This is a genomic window from Streptomyces bacillaris, assembly GCF_003268675.1.
GTDB lineage: Bacteria > Actinomycetota > Actinomycetes > Streptomycetales > Streptomycetaceae > Streptomyces > Streptomyces bacillaris.
Genome location: NZ_CP029378.1, coordinates 2,762,965 through 2,781,208, shown reverse-complemented (window position 1 = coordinate 2,781,208; position 18,244 = coordinate 2,762,965). Strand labels below are relative to the sequence as shown.

The following is an 18,244-nucleotide window of genomic DNA, read 5'->3' as shown; positions in this document are numbered from 1 at the left end:
CTCGTTCGTACGCCCCTGCCCGCCCCCCGGCTCGTCAACACCCTTCGCCCTCGGCAGATCCGCCGGGAGCGCAACGCCCGCTCCGTGCCCTCCCGGCGCCCGGCTCCTAGGCTGGAGCGATGACCATCCGAGAGACGAACCGGGCCCGTGTCATCCCGCTGCGCCCGCTCCCGGCCCCGCCGGGCCCCGCCCCGTCCCGGGAGCCGCTCTGGCGCGACCTCGTCGGTGAGGCGCTGCGGAGGGAACGGCGGTCCCAGGGACGGACGTTGAAGGACGTGGCCGGCGCCGCGCGGATCTCGATGCCCTACCTCTCCGAGGTGGAGCGCGGCCGCAAGGAGGCCTCGTCGGAGGTGCTGGCCGCCGCAGCCCAGGCCCTCGGCCTGACCCTGGCCGACCTCCTGGCCCTGGCCCAGGGCGAGCTGATCAGACTCTCCGCCGCCCGCTCCCGGAGCATCGGCCACCCGGGCCACCCGGGCCGCCCGGCGGGCCCCGGGGCGGGGTCGGGCGCGATGGGCACCGTACGGCTGGCGGCCTGAGCGGGTGTCAGGGCCGTTCCGGAGGTACCGTCCTCGGCATGGACTCTCGCATCACAGTTGAGCGCGCTCAGCGCTTCCGGCACCTGCACGCCGACCACCAGCCGCTCGTGCTCCCGACCGTCTGGGACGCCTGGTCCGCCCGGACGGCGGCCGCCGCCGGGTTCCCCGCACTGACGGTCGGCAGCCACCCGCTCGCCGACTCCCGGGGAGCGGAGGACAAGGAGGGACAGACCTTCGAGGAGGTGCTCGCCGCCGTCAGGCCGATCATCGCGGCGGTCGACATCCCGGTCTCCGTGGACCTGGAGGCCGGGTACGGTCAGCGGCCCGCGGATCTCATCGCCGGACTCGTCGAGATCGGTGGCGTCGGCCTCAACCTCGAGGACACCGTCCACTCGGAGGGCGGACGGGTGCGCACCACGCAGGAGCACGCGGGCTTCATCGCGGACCTGCGCGCGGCGGCCGACGCCTCGGGCGTTCCGGTCTGGATCAACGGACGCACGGACCTCTTCATCTACGCGGAGGACGCCGCCGGCGTCCTCGACGAGGTGATCGAACGGCTGCGGGCCATGGAGCAGGCGGGCGCGGACAGCGTCTACCCGGTGAAGATCCAGGACGACGACGAACTGCTCAAGGCGGTGACGGCCGCGGTCTCCGTCCCCGTCAACTCCACGGCCCACCCGGTCAAGCACGACCTCGAACGCTTCCGCAGCCTCGGCGTCGGCCGGGTCACCTACGGTCCGCTGCTGCAACTCGCCCTGACGGACGCGATGAAGGACATGCTCGGCCCCTGGGCGCCGTAGCGCGAGACCCGCCGTCGGCGCGGGGCTTCGGGCCCCGCGCCGACGGCCTACGCCTCAGTCGAGGCAGAATTCATTGCCCTCGATGTCCTGCATCACGATGCAGGACTCGTTCTCCTCGTCGGCGACCAGCACCTGCTGACACATCGCCCCCAGCGCCACCAGCCGGTCGCGCTCGGCCTCCAGCGTGGCGAGCCGCTCCTCACCCACGAGCCCGGTCCCGGCCCGTACGTCGAGGTGCACCCGGTTCTTGGCGGTCTTGCCCTCCGGCACACGCTGGAAGAACAGACGCGGCCCCACCCCCGACGGGTCGGTACAGGCGAACCACGCGTCCCGCTTCTCCTGTGGCAGCGAGTCGTTGTACGCGGCCCACGTCCCGAACCCCTCCGGTGGCTCTGGGGGGACGTACCCCAGCACCTCGCACCAGAACCGGGCCAGGCGCTCGGGTTCGGCGCAGTCGAAGGTGATCTGGATCTTCCTGAGCGTTGCCATTCGGGCACCCTAGAGGGCACCGACCGCCCCCGGCATCCGGATTTTCCTCCAGCGGGGGGCGGTGGTGCCGCGCCTCGGGAGTCCGACGGGCGGGCGGTCAGCCGTCCGTGGGAGCCGGTGCGAGGCCCGTCGGGCAGGAGGCGCCCCAGTTCGTCTCGAACGGGCCGCTCAGCTCGACGCCCGTACCGCCGATCCCGCAGTAGCCGTCCGGGTTCTTGTCCAGGTACTGCTGGTGGTACGCCTCAGCCGGCCAGAACGGGCGGCCCTCCGCCGGGAGGATCTCCGTGGTGATCTCCTTGTGGCCGGCCGCCGTCAGGACCTTCTGGTACGCCGCGCGGGAGGCGTCCGCCGCCGCTGCCTGGGCGGGGGAGTGGGTGTAGATCGCGGAGCGGTACTGGGTGCCCACGTCGTTGCCCTGGCGGAAGCCCTGGGTGGGGTTGTGGGACTCCCAGAACAGCTTCAGCAGCTCCGCGTACGAGACGACCGCCGGGTCGAAGACGACGCGGACCGCCTCCGTGTGGCCGGTCAGGCCCGAGCAGGCCTCCTCGTACGTCGGGTTCTCCGTGTACCCGCCCTGGTAGCCGACCAGCGTCGTCCAGACGCCCTCCGTCTGCCAGAACTTCCGCTCCGCGCCCCAGAAGCAGCCGAGCGCGAAGTCCGCCACCTCCAGGCCCTCCGGGTACGGGCCCACCAGCGGGTTGCCGAGGACCGTGTGGCGGGAGGGGACGGTGAATTCGGGGACGGGGCGGCCGCGCAGGGCCTGCTCCGGGGTGGGGAGCTGGGGGGTGCGGCTGTTCAGGAACATGCGGGGGCTCCTCCGGGGTCGGTCGGGTTCGCTACGTACAACAAAGCCGCCCTCGCCCGGATTCCGGGTGGGGGTGCGGGCGGAGTGCGGCTCAGGGGCCGTGAAGCCCCGGGACCCGGGTGAGGGCCGCAGGCCGCGGCGCCTCAGTGCGGCAGCGTCGCCGGGGAGCCGCCGTTCGCCTCGTACCCCGCCACCGCCAGTGCCCGGTAGACCGTGTACTGCGCGGCCGGGTCCGCCTCCGCCGTCCAGGGCAGCGCGCCCACGTGGCCGTCGATGCGGATCAGCTGGTGCATCGCCTCCGACCAGCGCTCCATATGGACCAGGAAGAGGACCAGCAGATGGCGGACGTGGGCGAGCATGGGGTCGTCGGGGCGGGCCGAGTGGACCGCGTACATCGCGCCCTCCACCGCCTTCGTCACCACCTGGCTGCGGTAGAACCCCTGCACCAGGTTGACCTCCGGCAGGTGCTCGTACACCGCGAACAGCGGCAGCGCGGCCAGCAGCGAACCCTGCGGGGCACGGGCGGCGGCGGCCGTGGCGAAGGCGTCGGCGTCCTTGCGGGAGCCGTGCCACCTCTCGCTGTGGAAGTGCAGCGCCGCGATGTGCGCGCCCATGTGCGCCGGGGCCCGGTCGATGATCTTCGCCCAGAGCTGGTCGAACTGCTCGGGGGTGTAGCCGAGACCCCGCGCCACCGCCAGCTCCACGATGTACGGCACCGGGTCGCCGGGGGCCAGCAGGGCCGCCGAGGCGCAGACCGTACGGGCCTCCTCCAGGATGATCCGGAAGTCGTCGCTCCCCACGGATGAGGAGCGCCACGCCTGCTGCACCAGGAACTCCGCGTGCACCGCCGCCCCGCCCGCGTCCTTCGGGGCCTCCGCCCGCCAGGCGCGCAGCCACGCCCCGCCCTTCCCCGGCTGCTGCGCCAGCTCCAGCGAGGCCGCGCCCGCGAAGGCCTGCACCCGCTGCCAGCGCACCTCGCCCTCCTTCGGCGTACCGGCGAGGAGCTGGGAGGCCGCCCGCCAGTCCTGGGTGGCCTGCACGACGTCGAGCACGTCCAGGAGATCCTGGTCCGGACCCGGCATCCGGACGTCCAGCTCCTCCTGGCGTGCGAAGCCGTACGTGTCGGGGTCGGCCGCGTCGGGCGAGCCCGGTTCGACCTGGCGGATACCGCCCCGCCGGCGCATGATCCAGGGGCCGACGATCGCGGCGAGCATGCACATCGCGAGCAGGAACAACAGAATCTCCATGCACCCATTGTCCCCGGAGCGGCGAGTGGCCGGTAAGGCCCCTTGCGACGAACTACGCTCGGGGCCATGAGCGACCAGCACAGCTTCGAGACTCTCGCGATCCACGCGGGCAACACCGCCGACCCCCTCACCGGCGCCGTGGTTCCCCCCATCTACCAGGTGTCCACGTACAAGCAGGACGGCGTGGGCGGACTGCGCGGCGGCTACGAGTACAGCCGCAGCGCCAACCCGACCCGTACCGCCCTGGAGGAGAACCTGGCGGCCCTGGAAGGCGGCCGCCGCGGCCTCGCCTTCGCCTCCGGTCTCGCCGCCGAGGACTGCCTCCTCCGTACGCTGCTGACCCCCGGTGACCACGTGGTCATCCCGAACGACGCCTACGGCGGCACCTTCCGGCTCTTCGCCAAGGTCGCCGCGCGCTGGGGCGTGGAGTTCTCGGTCGCGGACACCTCGGACGTGGCGGCGGTCCGCGCGGCCATCACCCCGCGCACCAAGGCGGTCTGGGTGGAGACCCCCTCCAACCCGCTGCTCGGCATCACCGACATCGCCGCCGTCGCCCAGGTCGCGCACGACGCCGGGGCCCGCCTCGTCGTCGACAACACCTTCGCCTCGCCCTACCTCCAGCAGCCGCTGGCGCTCGGCGCGGACGTCATCGTCCACTCCACCACCAAGTACATGGGCGGCCACTCCGACGTCGTCGGCGGCGCGCTCGTGGTCAGCGACCCGGAGCTGGCCGACGAGCTGGCCTTCCACCAGAACGCCATGGGCGCGGTCTCCGGCCCCTTCGACGCCTGGCTCGTGCTGCGCGGCATCAAGACCCTCGCCGTCCGCATGGACCGCCACACGGAGAACGCCACCAAGGTCGCCGACCTGCTGACCCGCCACCCCAAGGTCTCCCAGGTCCTCTACCCGGGCCTGCCCGAGCACCCCGGCCACGATGTCGCCGCCAAGCAGATGAAGGCCTTCGGCGGCATGGTCTCCTTCCGCGTCGCGGGCGGCGAGGAGGCGGCGGTCGAGGTCTGCAACCGGGCCGAGCTGTTCACGCTGGGTGAGTCCCTCGGCGGGGTCGAGTCGCTGATCGAGCACCCCGGCCGGATGACGCACGCCTCCGTCGCGGGCTCCCTCCTGGAGGTCCCGGCCGACCTGGTCCGCATCTCCGTCGGCATCGAGAACGCCGACGACCTGGTGGCCGACCTCACGCAGGCCCTGGGCTGATCCGGCACAGAGACGTTGATCCCGTAGGGAGATGCTGATCCCGTACGGGGACAAGGGGCCCGCCGGTCGTCCGGCGGGCCCCTCCCCGTGCTCACCACCCCTCCAGCGGGGGCGTCACCTCCGCCGGTTCCGGCAGCCACGGCTGTTCGACCCCGGCCCAGACGAGGAACGCGGCGAACACCGTCCCCGCCAGCCACCACCCCGTACGCCGCGCCCCGCGCCGCAGCCGCAGCAACCGGGCCCCGCGCCGTACGGCCCGCCCCGCCAGATCGACCGGCACGGGAGGATGCGGCCCCTCCAGCATCCGCCGGACCTCGTCCACCTTCCGGTCCCGGCCCGCGCCCGCGCCCGCGGTCATGCCGTCGCCCCGGAGGCCGTCCGCCGCCCTCGGTCCACGATCACGGCGCCACCCCCGAGGCCGTACGCCGGTTCCGACCCGCCGACCTCAGCGTCGCGATCGACCGGTCGCAGACCACCCGCACCCGGTCCGCCGGCAGGCCCAGCAGCGCCGCCGTCTGGTCCTCGCCGACCTCCTCGTACAGGCGCAGCACCAGCACCAGCCGTTCCAGCGGCGCGAGCGCACCCAGTACGCCGCCGAGCGGGCGGCGGTGGCGCCAGGACTCGCGGGCGAAGCGGACCGCCAGCTCCTGGCGGGTGCGGTCGTACGGGTCCTCGCCGCGCAGCCGGTCCCACTCCGCGTACGTCCGGGCCAGCGCCGCGCAGAGCAGCCGCTCGGCCCGGGTCCCCGTGCCCGCCGGGGCGAGCGGCTCGGCGGTGAGCAGCGTCGCCGTGTGCAGCAGACGGCCGCCCGCGCCCGCCACGAAGGCCTCGAACTCCTGGGCGCGGAGCCGGTCCCGGTGGGTCTGCCGCTCTCGCATGGACCTCATCCGAGCCCCGCGGCGGCTCCGGGGTCAAGGGGTCGGACAGGGCCGGAGGTCCGTGACCCCGGGCCCTCTCACGTACGTACCGCCCGGCCTCAGTCGTTCTGCTGCGGCTGGTACGCGGCCTGCCGGGCCGCCAGCGATCCGTTGAACCGGGTGAGCAGCGTGCAGAAGGTGTCCCGCTCCTCCTGCGTCCAGCCGTCCGTCACCTGGGACATCAGCTCGCGCCGCGAGGCGCGGACCTCCTCCAGGCGGGCCTGGCCGCGCGGGGAGAGCTGGAGCACGACCGCCCGGCCGTCCTCCGGGTGCGAGGTGCGCTTGACCAGCCCGGTGTCGACGAGCGGGGCCACCTGCCGGGTCACCGTCGAGGAGTCGATCCCCATCCCGGCCGCCAGCGCCTTGACACCCATCGGGCCTTCCTTGTCCAGGCGGTTGAGCAGCAGGTAGGCCGCCCGGTCCATCGAGTTGCGGACCTGGCCGACACCGCCGAGGCGGGTCTGCTCGGCGCGGCGGGCGAAGACGGCCACCTGGTGCTGGAGGGAGTCCAGCAGGCGGTCGGGACCCGGGTGTTCGGGGGCGGCGCCCCCGGAAGGAGACGCAGCAGTCGTCATGTCCTGAGGGGGCATGGCCGGGGGCTCTCTTCATGCGGTGTCGGATGGAGTGGGGGACAGAGTACGCGGCCCCGGGGCAACGCGTACCAGTGCCGCACAAACCCGTGGACACCACCGCAGGCCGCCATGGGACAAGTCTGCCGGGACCGCCGCGAGCTGCGAGACTTGCGACCATGATGTTCCGCGCGACCGCCCGACACCCGGCCCTGATCCTCGACGACGTCCGGGGCGCGCAGAAAATGCTGTCCGGGGTGGCCAGAGCGACCGCCCTGGAGGGCAGCCGGCATCTGACCGAGCTGGTCGGCGCCCCCGTCCACCTCAAGTGCGAGAACCTCCAGCGCACCGGCTCCTTCAAACTGCGCGGCGCGTACGTCCGCATCTCCGGCCTCACCCCGGTGGAGCGGGCCGCCGGGGTGGTCGCCGCCAGCGCCGGGAACCACGCCCAGGGCGTCGCGCTCGCCTCCTCGCTCCTCGGCGTGCGCTCCACCGTCTTCATGCCCGTCGGTGCGCCGCTCCCCAAGGTCGCCGCCACACAGGAGTACGGGGCCGAGGTGCGGCTGCACGGGCAGGTCGTCGACGAGACGCTGGCCGCCGCCCAGGAGTACGCGGAGCGGACCGGCGCGGTCTTCATCCATCCCTTCGACCACCCCGACATCATCGCGGGCCAGGGCACGGTCGGGCTGGAGATCCTGGAGCAGTGCCCGGAGGTCCGCACCATCGTCGTCGGCATCGGCGGCGGAGGGCTCGCGGCCGGGATCGCCGTCGCGGTGAAGGCGCTGCGCCCGGACATCCGGATCGTCGGTGTCCAGGCCGAGGGCGCCGCCGCCTACCCGCCCTCGCTCGCCGCCGGGCACCCGGTCTCCCTCGACGACCCGGTCACGATGGCGGACGGGATCAAGGTGGGGCGCCCGGGGGACGTCCCGTTCACGTTCATCGAGGAGCTGGTCGACGAGGTCCGTACGGTCTCCGAGGACGAGCTCTCCAGCGCGCTGCTGCTCTGCCTGGAGCGGGCCAAGCTGGTGGTGGAGCCGGCCGGGGCGAGCCCGGTGGCCGCGCTGCTGAGCGACCCGAAGGCGTTCCGGGGGCCGGTGGTGGCGGTGCTCTCCGGCGGCAACGTGGACCCGCTGCTGCTCCAGCGCGTCCTGCGCCACGGGATGTCCGCCGCCGGGCGCTATCTGAGCCTGCGGCTGCGGCTCACCGACCGGCCGGGGGCGCTGGCCACCCTGCTGGCCGCGCTGACCGTGGCCGACGCCAACGTGCTCGATATCAGCCATGTGCGCACCGACCCGCGCCTCGGCCTCACCGAGGTGGAGGTCGACCTCCACCTGGAGACCAAGGGCCCCCGCCACTGCGAAGAGGTCGAGGCGGCGCTCCGCGCGGAGGGGTACCGGGTCATCGGCTGACCGTCCGGTTCTTGCCGGATGGCCGAAACGCGTTAATCACCGCGCGATGGGGCCCCGCGAATCCTAGGATCGCTCACGGACGACGTACCGGACGACGCATCGGACGGCGTACCGACACACGTACCGCGAGCGAGCGACGGGGGAGTCCCTCTATGCCAGGTGCCATCCATGCCGAAGGTCTGGTCAAGACCTTCGGTGACGTACGAGCCCTGGACGGAGTCGACCTCGATGTGCCCGAGGGCACCGTCCTCGGGCTGCTCGGGCCCAACGGCGCGGGCAAGACCACCGCCGTACGCGTCCTCACCACCCTGCTGCGCCCCGACAGCGGCTCCGCGTTCGTGGCCGGGATCGACGTGCTGAAGAAGCCCAACGAGGTACGCCGCTCGATCGGGCTCTCCGGCCAGTTCGCCGCCGTCGACGAGTATCTGACCGGCCGCGAGAACCTCCAGATGGTCGGCCAGCTCTACCAGATGAGCTCCCGCGCGGCGAAGGCCCGGGCGGGCGAGCTGCTGGAGCGGTTCAACCTCGCGGAGGCCGCCGACCGTACGGCCAAGACGTACTCCGGCGGGATGCGCCGCCGGCTCGACCTCGCCGCCGCCCTGGTCGTCTCGCCGCCCGTGATGTTCATGGACGAGCCGACGACCGGCCTCGACCCGCGCAACCGGCAGCAGCTGTGGGACGTCATCGAGGACCTGGTGGCCGGCGGTACGACGCTGCTGCTGACCACGCAGTATCTGGAGGAGGCCGACCGCCTCGCCAACGACATCTGCGTCATCGACCACGGCAAGGTCATCGCCCGTGGCACCTCCGACGAGCTGAAGGCCCGCACCGGCGGCGAGCGCGTCGAGGTCGTCGTGCACCGCCCGGACGAGATCGAACCCGCCCGCTCCGTGCTGGCCTCCCTCGGCAAGGGCGACGTCACCGTCGTCCAGCTCTCCCGCAAGCTGACCGTCCCGGTGAGCGGCGGTGCCAAGCTGCTCGCCGAGATCATCCGCGACCTGGACGCCCGGGGCATCGAGATCGACGACATCGCCCTGCGCCGCCCGACCCTGGACGACGTCTTCCTCTCGCTGACCGGCCACGCGGCCGAAGCGGAAGAGGGCGACGACAAGGAGGAGACCCCGTGAGTGTCACCACCAAGGACGCGCCCGTCCTGGCACCCCGGCCGGCCGGAGGGGTCGTGCAGTCGGTCCGGGACTCGCTGGTCGTCGCCAAGCGGAACCTGATCCGCATGTCCCGGATTCCCGAAATGCTGCTTTTCGGGGTCATTCAGCCGGTCATGTTCGTCGTGCTGTTCACGTACGTGTTCGGCGGGTCCATGCGGATCGGCAACAGTACCAACCCAGAGGACTACAAGAACTTTCTGATGGCGGGCATCTTCGCGCAGACCGTCACGTTCGCCACGGCGGGGTCGGCGGCGGGCATCGCCGACGACATGCAGAAGGGCTTGGTCGACCGCTTCCGGTCGCTCCCGATGGCGCGCGGTGCGGTGCTCACCGGCCGGACGGTCGCGGACCTCGCGCAGACGTGTATCACCCTCTCCGTCCTGGCGATCGTCGCGCTGATCGTCGGTTGGCGCCCCGGCTCCGACGGGCCGACCAACGCCGGACGGGTGCTGGCCGCCTTCGGGCTGCTGCTCCTGCTGGGATACGCCTTCACCTGGATCGGCGCCCTGATCGGGCTGTCGGTCCGGACGCCAGAAGCCGCGACCTCAGGTGGGATCATCTGGCTGTTCCCGGTCACTTTTCTGTCCAACGCATTCGTGGATTCCAGTCAGATGACTCCGTGGGTCCGTCACATCGCCGACTGGAATCCTTTCAGCGCAACTGTGCAGGCGTGCCGTGAGCTTTTTGGTAACCCGGGCGTCTCGCCATCGTCTGCGTGGCCGATGCAGAACCCGGTATGGGCCTCATTGATTTACTCATTGGTCATTGTGGTCGTCTTTCGAACTCTGGCGGTTCGAAAATATCGAAAGACGTCCTGAGGCAGTCCGGGTGCGGGCCCTCATGCCGGGCCCGCACTCTTCGATTCGTGCAGATTGCCGCCTGGGGCACTGAACTGTCAGCAAATGGTGTGGTACTTGCTGGACTCCTTCGGCCCCCATGTGACCCGCCCGTTGTACGTGGCATGGGCGTAGGTCTTGTAGTTGCCGCACGCGGGCTTGGGCGTCGACCACGTCACCGTTCCGGCTGACGTCGTTTTGCAGGCTCCTCCGAGCTGGATGTCGGGGGTGAAGGGGTGCTGGGCGTGAAGGAAAACGCAAACCTTCGTATCTATGGGGTTGGGCCCGTGCAGGTTCGCCGAGACGTGAATCCTTCCGCTCTTGAGGGTCGGATTCGTGATCGTGCCTGAGGCCAGGGTGCCGGCGTCGCCGGCGAACGCGCCACTTGGGCTTCCTAATGCGAGTGCGAGCCCAACTCCTGTAACTGCGAAGAGCTTCTGGTACTTCGACACAAGGTTCCTCCCTTTTTCGATTGGCATCGGGAGATTCAGGGCTTGATCCCTTGGAGCTGAGGCCAACTTACACATTGAGTTGTCGGATGAGTCAAGGGGTGTGGCCTCGGAGTGGCTTGAAAGAGGTGCCACTGGTAAATGTGGCCGCAGCCGTGGAATCGGAAGTGTGGATTCCATCGCCTGGTCCGTGCTGGTGGCCGGGCGTAGATCAGTCCCGTTATCTATGAACGATCGGCGGCCACTGTGGCCGCTCTCCGGCGCTTCCCTGAAAGCGTGGGCCGGAATGGCGGCGATCCGCTGGACCTTGTCTTCATCGGAGAGGGGACCGGTGTGACCTGCCGGGCCAACACGGACCCGACGCGGGTGCCCCGGACCCCTCAGGAAGGGGCCGGGACACCCGCGTCGGGTGTGTCGTGGTGAGGCCGAGCGGGGTGTCAGCCCGTGTACGGCTTCGCCGCCAGGATCTTGACCGTGGCGGTCTTGCCGTTCGGCAGCTCGTACTGGGCCTCGTCGCCGGTCCGCTTGCCGTTCACGCCGATACCCAGCGGGGACTGCGGGGAGTACGTCTCGATGTCTCCGCTGGCGTACTCGCGGGAGGCGAGCAGGAAGGTCGTCGTGTCGTCCTCGTCGCCGTCGAAGGCGATCGTCACGACCATGCCGGGCTCGACCACACCGTCGTCGGCCGGCGCCTCGCCGACCTTGGCGTGCTCCAGGAGCTGGGTGAGCTGGCGTACGCGCAGCTCCATCTTGCCCTGCTCCTCCTTGGCCGCGTGGTACCCGCCGTTCTCCCGGAGGTCACCCTCCTCACGGGCCGCCGCGATCTTGACGGCGATCTCCGTGCGCGCGGGACCAGACAGGTACTCCAGCTCGGCCTTGAGCTGGTTGTACGCCTCCTGCGTGAGCCAGGTGACGTTTTCGCTGGTCTGGGTCACAGGTGCTCCTCGTCGGTGCTGGGAATACAAACGATCGCCCTACCCGGAAGCATGTGCTTCCTCGGGTGGGCGAAACCACGAGCCTAACAATTCCCCAGGAAAAGGGGGAGAAGGTAAACCGTCACACGTCCGGGTGGACCGGGCCGCCCGGAGGAAGGGGCAGGTCAGAGGGGGTACGGACGCGGACGGGCCGAGCGGATCGGTCAGCCGGCGGGGGAGTCGCCGGCCGTGCAGCCGGTCAGCTCGACCGCGGTGGCCCGGGCCCGGGTCCGCATCACCACCAGCTCGTCGATCCGGTCGGAGCCCGCCCCGAAGCGGGTCTCCTTGCGGCCGACCTCGCTGCCGTCCTCGCTCAGCGCCCGTACGGTGCAGAAGCCGACGGTCCCGCTGTCCTTGCGCACTTCCAGATGGGCGTCAGTGCGGACGTCGGAGACGATCTCGAACTTGATCAGCTCGGCGCTGACGCCCTTGCCGACGATGTAGCCGTAGCCGATCCACGCGATCACGGCGAGCAGCCCGACACCCAGGACCGAACCGACGATCTTCAGCGTCCGGTCGGTCCGCTGCTCGTCCGTCCTGCCGTAGCGCCCCTCGGGCGTGGCCTCGCGCGCCGCCGTCATGATCGTTCCTTCCGGGCAAAAGAAGAACGAGGAATTTTCCCCCTCCTCGTTCGGTCACTATAGAAGTCGCCCGTTCGTCATCCGACCGCGCCCCGACACGACCACAGCAGGATCAATGACAACCGAGGATCGAGCTTTGACTGAGCAGCTGCGACTGATGGCCGTTCACGCCCACCCCGACGACGAGTCGAGCAAGGGCGCGGCCACCATGGCCAAGTACGTGTCCGAGGGGGTGGACGTGCTGGTCGTGACCTGCACGGGGGGCGAGCGCGGCTCCATCCTCAACCCGAAGCTCCAGGGCGACGCGTACATCGAGAAGAACATCCACGAGGTGCGCAAGAAGGAGATGGACGAGGCCCGGGAGATCCTGGGCGTCCAGCAGGAGTGGCTGGGCTTCGTCGACTCCGGACTCCCCGAGGGCGACCCGCTGCCCCCGCTGCCCGAGGGCTGCTTCGCCCTGGAGGACCCGCAGCTCGCGGCCGGGCGGCTGGTGGCGAAGATCCGGGCGTTCCGGCCGCAGGTCATCACCACGTACGACGAGAACGGCGGCTACCCGCACCCCGACCACATCATGACGCACACGATCTCGATGATCGCGTTCGACGGTGCGGCCGACGCGGAGGCCTTCCCGGAGGAGGAGTTCGGCCCGGTCTGGACGCCGCAGAAGCTCTACTACAACCAGGGCTTCAACCGGCCGCGCACCGTCGCGCTGCACGAGGCGCTGCTCGCCCGGGGCCTGGAGTCGCCGTACGGGGAGTGGCTGGAGCGGTGGAAGGAGTTCGAGCGGGTCGAGCGCACGCTGACCACCCACATCCCCTGCGACGAGTTCTTCGAGATCCGCGACAAGGCGCTGATCGCGCACGCCACGCAGATCGACCCGGAGGGCGGCTGGTTCCGCGTCCCGATGGAGATCCAGCGGGAGGTCTGGCCCACCGAGGAGTACGAGCTGGCGAAGTCGCTCGTCGATACCTCCCTCCCGAGAGCGACCTCTTCGCGGGCATCCGCGACAATGCCTGATATGTACGCGACCCAGGCACTGACACACGTCGTCCCGCTCGCCGCCGAGCTGGACAAGAACAAGGTCACCCCCGGTGTCCTCGGCTTCCTCGTCTTCGCGGCCCTCGCCGTCGGCGTGTGGCAGCTGATGAAGTCGATGAACCGGCACATGGGGCGGGTGAACTTCGAGGAGGCCCCGGAGCCGGGGTCGGCCGTCGCCGCCGAGAAGGGGGCCTCCGGGGGTTCCGCCGAGAAGTAGCCCCGGGGCCCCGGGGCGCGGACGCCAGGACTGGGCCCGGGGCCTCCGGGCGCGGGCTTCCGTCCTCAAACGCCGGACGGGCTGGGGTGGCCGATCACCTCGCGGGAGTGGCGGGTCGGCATCAGGCCGAGCCGCCACGCCTGCCAGCCGTCCTCCAGGTCCACGCCCCGCTCCAGGACCACCGCCAGCGCTTCCGCGCACCGCTCCAGCCGGGAGTCCCGGGCCGGGTGGTGCTCGGCGGTCAGCTCCACCAGCTCCTGCTGCGCCACCACCGTGCCCACCTCGCTGCCGCCCGGCGAGGCGTACGGCAGCAGCGTGCACCGCAGGAACCGGGCCCAGTCGCGCCCGCGCTCGTCCCCGTACGAGGCGAACAGCTCCGCCGCCTCGCCGCAGAGCGTGAGCGCCTGGGCCGCCCGCCCGTTGCCCGCGTCGATCAGGGCCAGCTCCAGGCAGGCCCACGCCTCGCCGTGCGCCACCCCGATCCGGCGGAAGTCGGCGCGCGCGTCCATCAGGAGCTGGCGGGCGAAGCCGGAGTTCCGCAGGTTCCCCGTCTGCGCGGCCCGCTGGTCGCGGGTGACCCGGCCCGAGTGGTGGCGGGCGCAGGCGAGCCCGTACACGTCCCGCATCCGGGAGAACATCGTGCGGGCCCGCTCCAGCTCCCGTACGGCCTCGACGGTGTCGCCGTCCTCCTCCAGCGCCTGGCCCAGGTAGTACAGCGTCCACGCCTCGCCGCGCGCGTCCTCGTTGTCCCGGTGGCGGGCCAGCGCGTCGCGGAGCTGCTCCAGGGCGGGGCCCGGGTCGCCGTCCAGCAGCCGGGCGCGGGCGAGCTGGGTGATGGCCCAGGCCTCGCCGCGGCTGTCCCGGGTGCGGCCGTACAGCTCCAGGGCGGTGGAGAGGGCCTCCTCGGCCGCGGCGACCTCGCCCGTACGCAGCCGGACCTGGCCGAGCTGGAAGCGGGTCCACGCCTCCCCGTGCAGCGACTCGCCCTCCCGGTGCAGGGCCAGCGCGGTGTCCAGCAGGGTCAGGGCGCGGGCCAGGTTGCCCCGGTCGCGCTCGACGGCCGCCAGCGCGTGCAGGGTCCAGGCCCGGTCCTCGGCCTGCTCCGGGGAGGACTGGAGGTCCAGCGCCTCACCGAGCCGGGCGGCGGCCTCCCGCAGGTTGCCCTGGTGGTGCAGGGTGATGCCGAGCGAGCAGAGCGCGAGGGCGGCGCCCGCGTCGTTGTGCGCCTCCCGGTAGAGGCCGACCACCGAGGAGAGCGTGGTGCGGGCCTTGTCCAGCTCACCGAGCTGCCGGGCCGCGATCCCCGTACGCCACTGCACCGACCGCTCCATCAGCCCCTGGTCGACGGACTGGGTCAGCTCGCTGATCTCACCCAGGCGGTAGAGATCACCGCGCAGCAGGCAGTAGTCGCAGAGCGCGCCCAGCAGGTCCAGGACCGTGGACTGGTCGACGCCCTCGCTGTGGCGCAGGGCGGAGGTGATGAAGCTCGACTCGTCGTCCAGCCAGCGCAGCGCCGAGTCCAGCGAGCCGAAGCCGTGCGCCCCGAACTGTCCGGCCCGGGTCGACATCTTCCCGTCGACCATACGGATCACGGCGTTGGCCAGCTCGGCGTAGCTCGTCAGCAGCCGCTCATGGGCCGCCGCCCGCTCGGCGGGCTCCTCCTCGTCGAGCAGCCGGGCCAGGGCGAAGCTCCGGACGAGGTCGTGGAGCCGGTAGCGCGATCCGCGTACGTGGGTGAGCAGCCCGGCCCGGGTCAGCTCGGCCAGCCGCCGTCCGGCCTCCTGCTCGTCGGCGGCCAGGAGCGCCGCCGCTGCCGCCGCACCGAGGCTGGCCCGGCCCGCCAGGGCGAGCCGCCGCAGCAGCCGGCGGGCGGTCTCGTGCTGGTCGGTGTAGCGCAGCCACAGGGCCCGCTCCACGGGCGAGAGCGGGCCGTACGCCCGCAGGTCCTCCGCGAGCGCACTGCGCGTACGGGCCCCGAGCGCGGACGCGGCCACCCGCAGCGCCAGGGGCAGGCCGCCGCACAGCTCCACGACGGCGTCGGTGGCCGGATAGTCGTACGGCCCCGCCTCCTCGCCCCCGGCCACCTCCCGCAGCAGCTCCTCGGCGCCCCCCGCGTCCAGCGGGCCGACGGGCAGGTGGTGGACCCGGGCGGGGACGTCCTCCGGCAGCTCCAGCGGCTCCCGGGCGGTGACGATGACCAGGCTGTCGGAGCGCTCCGGGATCAGCGTGCGGACCTGCTGGGCGTCGGTCGCGTCGTCGAGCACGATGGTGACGGGGGTGCCGGTGAGGTGCTGGTGGTACAGCTCGCCGAGCCGCCGTACGTGCTGCTCGGCGGCGGCCTTCCCGGGCGGCGTCGGTCGCGTACCACCGGGGGAGCCCGGGCCACCGGGGGCGCCGGGGGCCGTCCCGTCCCGGAAGAGGAGCTGCTCGCGCGGCGCGCCCAGCCGGTTGAGGAGGTGCAGCAGGGCGTCCCGGGTCGGCAGCGGGCTCTCCCCGGCCACCTGGCCCCGCAGGTCGACCACGCAGGCGCCCCGGAACTGGTCCTTCAGCGCATGGGCCGCCCGCACCGCGAGCGTGGTGCGCCCGGAGCCCGGCTCACCGTGCAGCACGACGACGGTGGGCAGGGTCTGCGTGGCGGCGCGGGAGGCGTGCACCCACTTGGCGATCTGCGCCAGCTCGGCCCGGCGTCCGGCGAACACGCCTTCAGCCTGCGGAAGTTGGCCGAAGGACTGCTCCAGCACGACGCGCGTACGGGCCGCCGCACTGCGGTCGCCGCCGCGCAACTGCCGTACCACGGGCGGCTTCTTCTGCTGAGACGCGCGGGTGGTGGGGGTGAGCATCCGCTGCTGGTCCAGGTACGGGCGGATGCCCCGTACCTCCAGCGCGGTCAGCCACTGGAGCCTCAACTGCTCGGCCCCGCCCGGCTGTCCGGCCGCGGCGGCCCGGCGGTGGGCGGCGGGCCAGTGCGATGCGGTCACCTTCGCCACGGTCGTCGCGGCCCCGGCCACCGCGACGACCGCCCCCGCACCGAGGGCCGGCCCGGTGGCGGTCCCGAACGCCAGGTCCGCCCCGAACGCGGCGACGGCGGCGACACCCGTGACGAGCAGGGGCGTTCCCAGGGCCTCCTTGGTGAACCGCTCCGACAGCGGCCGCTCCCCGGCGGCCGCGGCATCGAGGGCCTGCGTGTACGCGGCGTACTCCTCGCGCGCCCCCGCCGCGATGGTGTCGAGCGCGGCGGTCGCCCGTGCCATCAGCACGGCGGAGTCCGTCCGGCCGCCCGACCGCCGCGCCTCCTCCTCCACGGCGCGCGCCAACAGCCTGGTGGCCTCCGCCCGATGGCCGTCCCGCATCTGTGTCCCCCTCCGAGTGCCGCGTCGCGAAGCCGTACGCCGCCGGGCCCCGGTGACCCGACGTCAGGGCCAAGTGTCCTGCGTACAGCGCCAGCACGCGAGAGCCCCTGGGCAAGGGGAGGGTCAAGGAAGGGGTACGGGGCAGTGACCGGCGGACGCGACGGGGCGCGCGGACGGGGGCGATGGGTGGGCGGACGGGTCGACCGGTGGCCGCCCTGTCAGGTGGCCGGCGGGCGCGGCGGGGTGCGCGGACGGGCGTGACGGGGGGCGGACGGGACGACGGGCGGCCCACCCCGTCCGGCAGGCGGACGAGGCGATGGGCGGCCCACCGCGTCCGGTGAGCGGGGGGCGACGGGCCACCGCCCGCCGCCACCGCCCCCCCGGCTCACCCCGCCATGTCGCCCCCGCCCGGCTGCCGCAGGCCGAGCGCGGCGCGCAGCCGCTGCTCCTCACCGGCCCCGTCGCCCTCGCCGACGCCCGCCATCCGCTCCCGGAACTCCTCCTCCGTACGGGCGGCCGACGCCCCGCGCATCTTCGCGGACAGGGCGTCGAGCCGGTTCGCGAACGCCGCCGCCGGGCCGCGTGCGTCCGCCGGGAGCTTGTCCGCGGCCCGCAGCAGCCGGGCCGACTCGGCCTCGCCGTCGGCCATCCGCGCGGCCCAGGCGGTCGCCCCCGCGAGGTTCTTCCCGGGGCCCCCGCCGGGCTGGCTCGCCCGTGCCTCGCTCGCGGGGCGCAGGGCCGTCAGATAGGCCAACTGGCCCTCGTCCCAGACGTTCACGTCCTGGCGGAGCGACTTCTCCAGCAGCCCGGCCGGGGCACCCACCCAGCACAGCACCGTACGGTTGCCCATCGCCCAGCCGGTGGCGTCCGGGTGGTAGAAGTACAGCTGCACCCGGGGCAGGGCCGTGGTGTCGAGGGCGAAGTCGTGCAGCAGCGGGGCACAGTCCTTGTACGCGGACGCCGCGATGGGCCCGGTGCCGGGGAAGTCGCCGTCCGGCAGCCGGAACGAGCCGTACACCTCGCCCTGATGGGGCCTGTCGCACTCCACCACATCGGCCGACAGATCCTTCAGCCGCGGGTCGTCCTGCGTCGGCAGCCCCGCACCGGGGGTGAAGCAGTCCCCTTCCCGCAGCCCGAACAGGGTGCCCGTCTCCGCGCCCCGCGGCCCGTCGACCGTCCACGCGTCGAACCGCGCCCCGCCGATGGCCACCAGCAGCACCGACAGGGCGACCAGCGCCCCGCCGACGGCCGTACCCGCGACCGCCAGCCCCTTCCCGCGCTTGCCGGTCCGGGGGATCCGCACCAGCGCGACGATCCCGAGGACCAGCCCCACGGGCGCCAGGCAGACCAGCAGCGACAGCACGAGCGAGGCCACCGCCATCCCGCTCAGCGGCCGGTGAGCCACCGGCTGCCAGGAGCCACCGGGCGGCCGGTGCCCGTAGCCGTACGGGCCGGGCACCGGATGGCCCGGATGGCCCGGATGGCCCGGATGGCCCGGATGGCCCGGCGGGGGCGGCGGCACGGAGGGTATGGAGGAGGGCGGGGGCGGCGGCACGGTCATGGTCCTGTGCCCTTTCGTCGGTTCGTGAACAGCGCAGGAGTCCGTGTGGGGCCGGGGTGACGGCACGGTAGCACCGGGCCGCGCGACG

18 protein-coding genes and 1 pseudogene are annotated in these 18,244 nt (G+C 72.5%); 8 read left to right on the top strand and 11 right to left on the bottom strand.

Going from position 1 to position 18,244, the window contains the following annotated elements; translation table 11 throughout:
* Positions 1-119: 119 nt before the first annotated feature.
* The gene (locus DJ476_RS11480; RefSeq protein ID WP_112490447.1) at positions 120-536 is read left to right on the top strand and encodes a helix-turn-helix domain-containing protein; all 417 of its coding nucleotides are present in this window, start codon (positions 120-122) and stop codon (positions 534-536) included.
* A gap of 38 nt (positions 537-574) precedes the next feature.
* The gene (locus DJ476_RS11475; protein ID WP_103416600.1) at positions 575-1,336 is read left to right on the top strand and encodes an isocitrate lyase/PEP mutase family protein; all 762 of its coding nucleotides are present in this window, start codon (positions 575-577) and stop codon (positions 1,334-1,336) included.
* A 54-nt stretch (positions 1,337-1,390) separates the two neighbouring features.
* Here the strand turns inward: DJ476_RS11475 and DJ476_RS11470 are convergent, their stop codons facing one another.
* The 3 genes from DJ476_RS11470 to DJ476_RS11460 form a co-directional block, all read right to left on the bottom strand.
* Positions 1,391-1,825 (bottom strand): VOC family protein, encoded by a 435-nt coding sequence (locus tag DJ476_RS11470; protein ID WP_112490446.1) that lies wholly within the window; start codon positions 1,823-1,825, stop codon positions 1,391-1,393.
* 97 nt (positions 1,826-1,922) lie between these two features.
* Positions 1,923-2,630: a peptide-methionine (S)-S-oxide reductase MsrA gene (msrA, locus tag DJ476_RS11465; RefSeq protein ID WP_112490445.1), complete on the bottom strand. Its 708-nt coding sequence runs from the start codon at positions 2,628-2,630 to the stop codon at positions 1,923-1,925.
* 143 nt (positions 2,631-2,773) lie between these two features.
* Complete coding sequence (locus tag DJ476_RS11460; protein ID WP_103416598.1) at positions 2,774-3,877, bottom strand: hypothetical protein; 1,104 nt, start codon at positions 3,875-3,877, stop codon at positions 2,774-2,776.
* A gap of 66 nt (positions 3,878-3,943) precedes the next feature.
* On the opposite strand from DJ476_RS11460, the gene DJ476_RS11455 reads away from it, so the two are divergent.
* The gene (locus DJ476_RS11455; RefSeq protein ID WP_103416597.1) at positions 3,944-5,089 is read left to right on the top strand and encodes a cystathionine gamma-synthase; all 1,146 of its coding nucleotides are present in this window, start codon (positions 3,944-3,946) and stop codon (positions 5,087-5,089) included.
* A gap of 91 nt (positions 5,090-5,180) precedes the next feature.
* Here the strand turns inward: DJ476_RS11455 and DJ476_RS11450 are convergent, their stop codons facing one another.
* The 3 genes from DJ476_RS11450 to DJ476_RS11440 all read right to left on the bottom strand — a co-directional run bounded on the left by DJ476_RS11450 (position 5,181) and on the right by DJ476_RS11440 (position 6,596).
* Positions 5,181-5,447 (bottom strand): hypothetical protein, encoded by a 267-nt coding sequence (locus DJ476_RS11450; protein ID WP_103416596.1) that lies wholly within the window; start codon positions 5,445-5,447, stop codon positions 5,181-5,183.
* A gap of 40 nt (positions 5,448-5,487) precedes the next feature.
* Positions 5,488-5,967, bottom strand: coding sequence for a SigE family RNA polymerase sigma factor (locus DJ476_RS11445; RefSeq protein WP_103416595.1), 480 nt, complete (start codon positions 5,965-5,967; stop codon positions 5,488-5,490).
* A 98-nt stretch (positions 5,968-6,065) separates the two neighbouring features.
* A complete protein-coding gene (locus tag DJ476_RS11440) occupies positions 6,066-6,596 on the bottom strand; it encodes a MarR family winged helix-turn-helix transcriptional regulator (RefSeq protein ID WP_029395650.1) in 531 nt (176 codons plus the stop codon).
* A gap of 158 nt (positions 6,597-6,754) precedes the next feature.
* Here DJ476_RS11440 and ilvA point away from each other — a divergent pair, with 158 nt between their 5' ends.
* From ilvA to DJ476_RS11425, 3 genes are all read left to right on the top strand, one after another.
* Complete coding sequence (gene ilvA, locus DJ476_RS11435) at positions 6,755-7,984, top strand: threonine ammonia-lyase (RefSeq protein ID WP_070205235.1); 1,230 nt, start codon at positions 6,755-6,757, stop codon at positions 7,982-7,984.
* A gap of 152 nt (positions 7,985-8,136) precedes the next feature.
* A complete protein-coding gene (locus DJ476_RS11430; protein WP_112490444.1) occupies positions 8,137-9,111 on the top strand; it encodes an ATP-binding cassette domain-containing protein in 975 nt (324 codons plus the stop codon).
* On the top strand, positions 9,108-9,968 hold the full coding sequence (locus tag DJ476_RS11425) for an ABC transporter permease (protein WP_206304417.1): 861 nt from the start codon (positions 9,108-9,110) through the stop codon (positions 9,966-9,968). Before DJ476_RS11430 ends, DJ476_RS11425 begins: the two co-directional genes overlap by 4 nt.
* A gap of 77 nt (positions 9,969-10,045) precedes the next feature.
* Here the strand turns inward: DJ476_RS11425 and DJ476_RS34445 are convergent, their stop codons facing one another.
* The 3 genes from DJ476_RS34445 to DJ476_RS11415 form a co-directional block, all read right to left on the bottom strand.
* A complete protein-coding gene (locus tag DJ476_RS34445) occupies positions 10,046-10,438 on the bottom strand; it encodes a hypothetical protein (protein ID WP_141760915.1) in 393 nt (130 codons plus the stop codon).
* A gap of 434 nt (positions 10,439-10,872) precedes the next feature.
* Positions 10,873-11,370, bottom strand: a complete 498-nt coding sequence (gene greA / locus DJ476_RS11420) for a transcription elongation factor GreA (protein ID WP_018490078.1) — start codon at positions 11,368-11,370, stop codon at positions 10,873-10,875.
* 203 nt (positions 11,371-11,573) lie between these two features.
* Positions 11,574-11,990 (bottom strand): DUF4307 domain-containing protein, encoded by a 417-nt coding sequence (locus DJ476_RS11415; RefSeq protein WP_070205232.1) that lies wholly within the window; start codon positions 11,988-11,990, stop codon positions 11,574-11,576.
* A 136-nt stretch (positions 11,991-12,126) separates the two neighbouring features.
* Between DJ476_RS11415 and mca the strand changes: the two are divergent.
* Both mca and DJ476_RS11405 read left to right on the top strand, forming a co-directional pair.
* A pseudogene (gene mca / locus DJ476_RS11410) lies at positions 12,127-13,007 on the top strand (mycothiol conjugate amidase Mca).
* A gap of 1 nt (position 13,008) precedes the next feature.
* Positions 13,009-13,245, top strand: coding sequence for a hypothetical protein (locus DJ476_RS11405; RefSeq protein WP_112490443.1), 237 nt, complete (start codon positions 13,009-13,011; stop codon positions 13,243-13,245).
* A gap of 65 nt (positions 13,246-13,310) precedes the next feature.
* On the opposite strand, the gene DJ476_RS11400 is transcribed toward DJ476_RS11405, so the two are convergent.
* Positions 13,311-16,595 (bottom strand): tetratricopeptide repeat protein, encoded by a 3,285-nt coding sequence (locus DJ476_RS11400; RefSeq protein ID WP_112490442.1) that lies wholly within the window; start codon positions 16,593-16,595, stop codon positions 13,311-13,313.
* Between the two features lie 385 nt (positions 16,596-16,980).
* A complete protein-coding gene (locus tag DJ476_RS11395; protein WP_318294580.1) occupies positions 16,981-18,156 on the bottom strand; it encodes a DUF4190 domain-containing protein in 1,176 nt (391 codons plus the stop codon).
* Positions 18,157-18,244 lie beyond the last annotated feature (88 nt).

Coding starts and splice junctions, on each gene's coding strand:
- DJ476_RS11480 (WP_112490447.1), top strand. CDS start 120: ATGACCATCCGAGAGACGAACCGGGCCCGTGTCATCCCGCTGCGCCCG.
- DJ476_RS11475 (WP_103416600.1), top strand. CDS start 575: ATGGACTCTCGCATCACAGTTGAGCGCGCTCAGCGCTTCCGGCACCTG.
- DJ476_RS11470 (WP_112490446.1), bottom strand. CDS start 1,825: ATGGCAACGCTCAGGAAGATCCAGATCACCTTCGACTGCGCCGAACCC.
- msrA (WP_112490445.1), bottom strand. CDS start 2,630: ATGTTCCTGAACAGCCGCACCCCCCAGCTCCCCACCCCGGAGCAGGCC.
- DJ476_RS11460 (WP_103416598.1), bottom strand. CDS start 3,877: ATGGAGATTCTGTTGTTCCTGCTCGCGATGTGCATGCTCGCCGCGATC.
- DJ476_RS11455 (WP_103416597.1), top strand. CDS start 3,944: ATGAGCGACCAGCACAGCTTCGAGACTCTCGCGATCCACGCGGGCAAC.
- DJ476_RS11450 (WP_103416596.1), bottom strand. CDS start 5,447: ATGACCGCGGGCGCGGGCGCGGGCCGGGACCGGAAGGTGGACGAGGTC.
- DJ476_RS11445 (WP_103416595.1), bottom strand. CDS start 5,967: ATGCGAGAGCGGCAGACCCACCGGGACCGGCTCCGCGCCCAGGAGTTC.
- DJ476_RS11440 (WP_029395650.1), bottom strand. CDS start 6,596: ATGCCCCCTCAGGACATGACGACTGCTGCGTCTCCTTCCGGGGGCGCC.
- ilvA (WP_070205235.1), top strand. CDS start 6,755: ATGATGTTCCGCGCGACCGCCCGACACCCGGCCCTGATCCTCGACGAC.
- DJ476_RS11430 (WP_112490444.1), top strand. CDS start 8,137: ATGCCAGGTGCCATCCATGCCGAAGGTCTGGTCAAGACCTTCGGTGAC.
- DJ476_RS11415 (WP_070205232.1), bottom strand. CDS start 11,990: ATGACGGCGGCGCGCGAGGCCACGCCCGAGGGGCGCTACGGCAGGACG.
- DJ476_RS11405 (WP_112490443.1), top strand. CDS start 13,009: ATGTACGCGACCCAGGCACTGACACACGTCGTCCCGCTCGCCGCCGAG.
- DJ476_RS11400 (WP_112490442.1), bottom strand. CDS start 16,595: ATGCGGGACGGCCATCGGGCGGAGGCCACCAGGCTGTTGGCGCGCGCC.
- DJ476_RS11395 (WP_318294580.1), bottom strand. CDS start 18,156: ATGACCGTGCCGCCGCCCCCGCCCTCCTCCATACCCTCCGTGCCGCCG.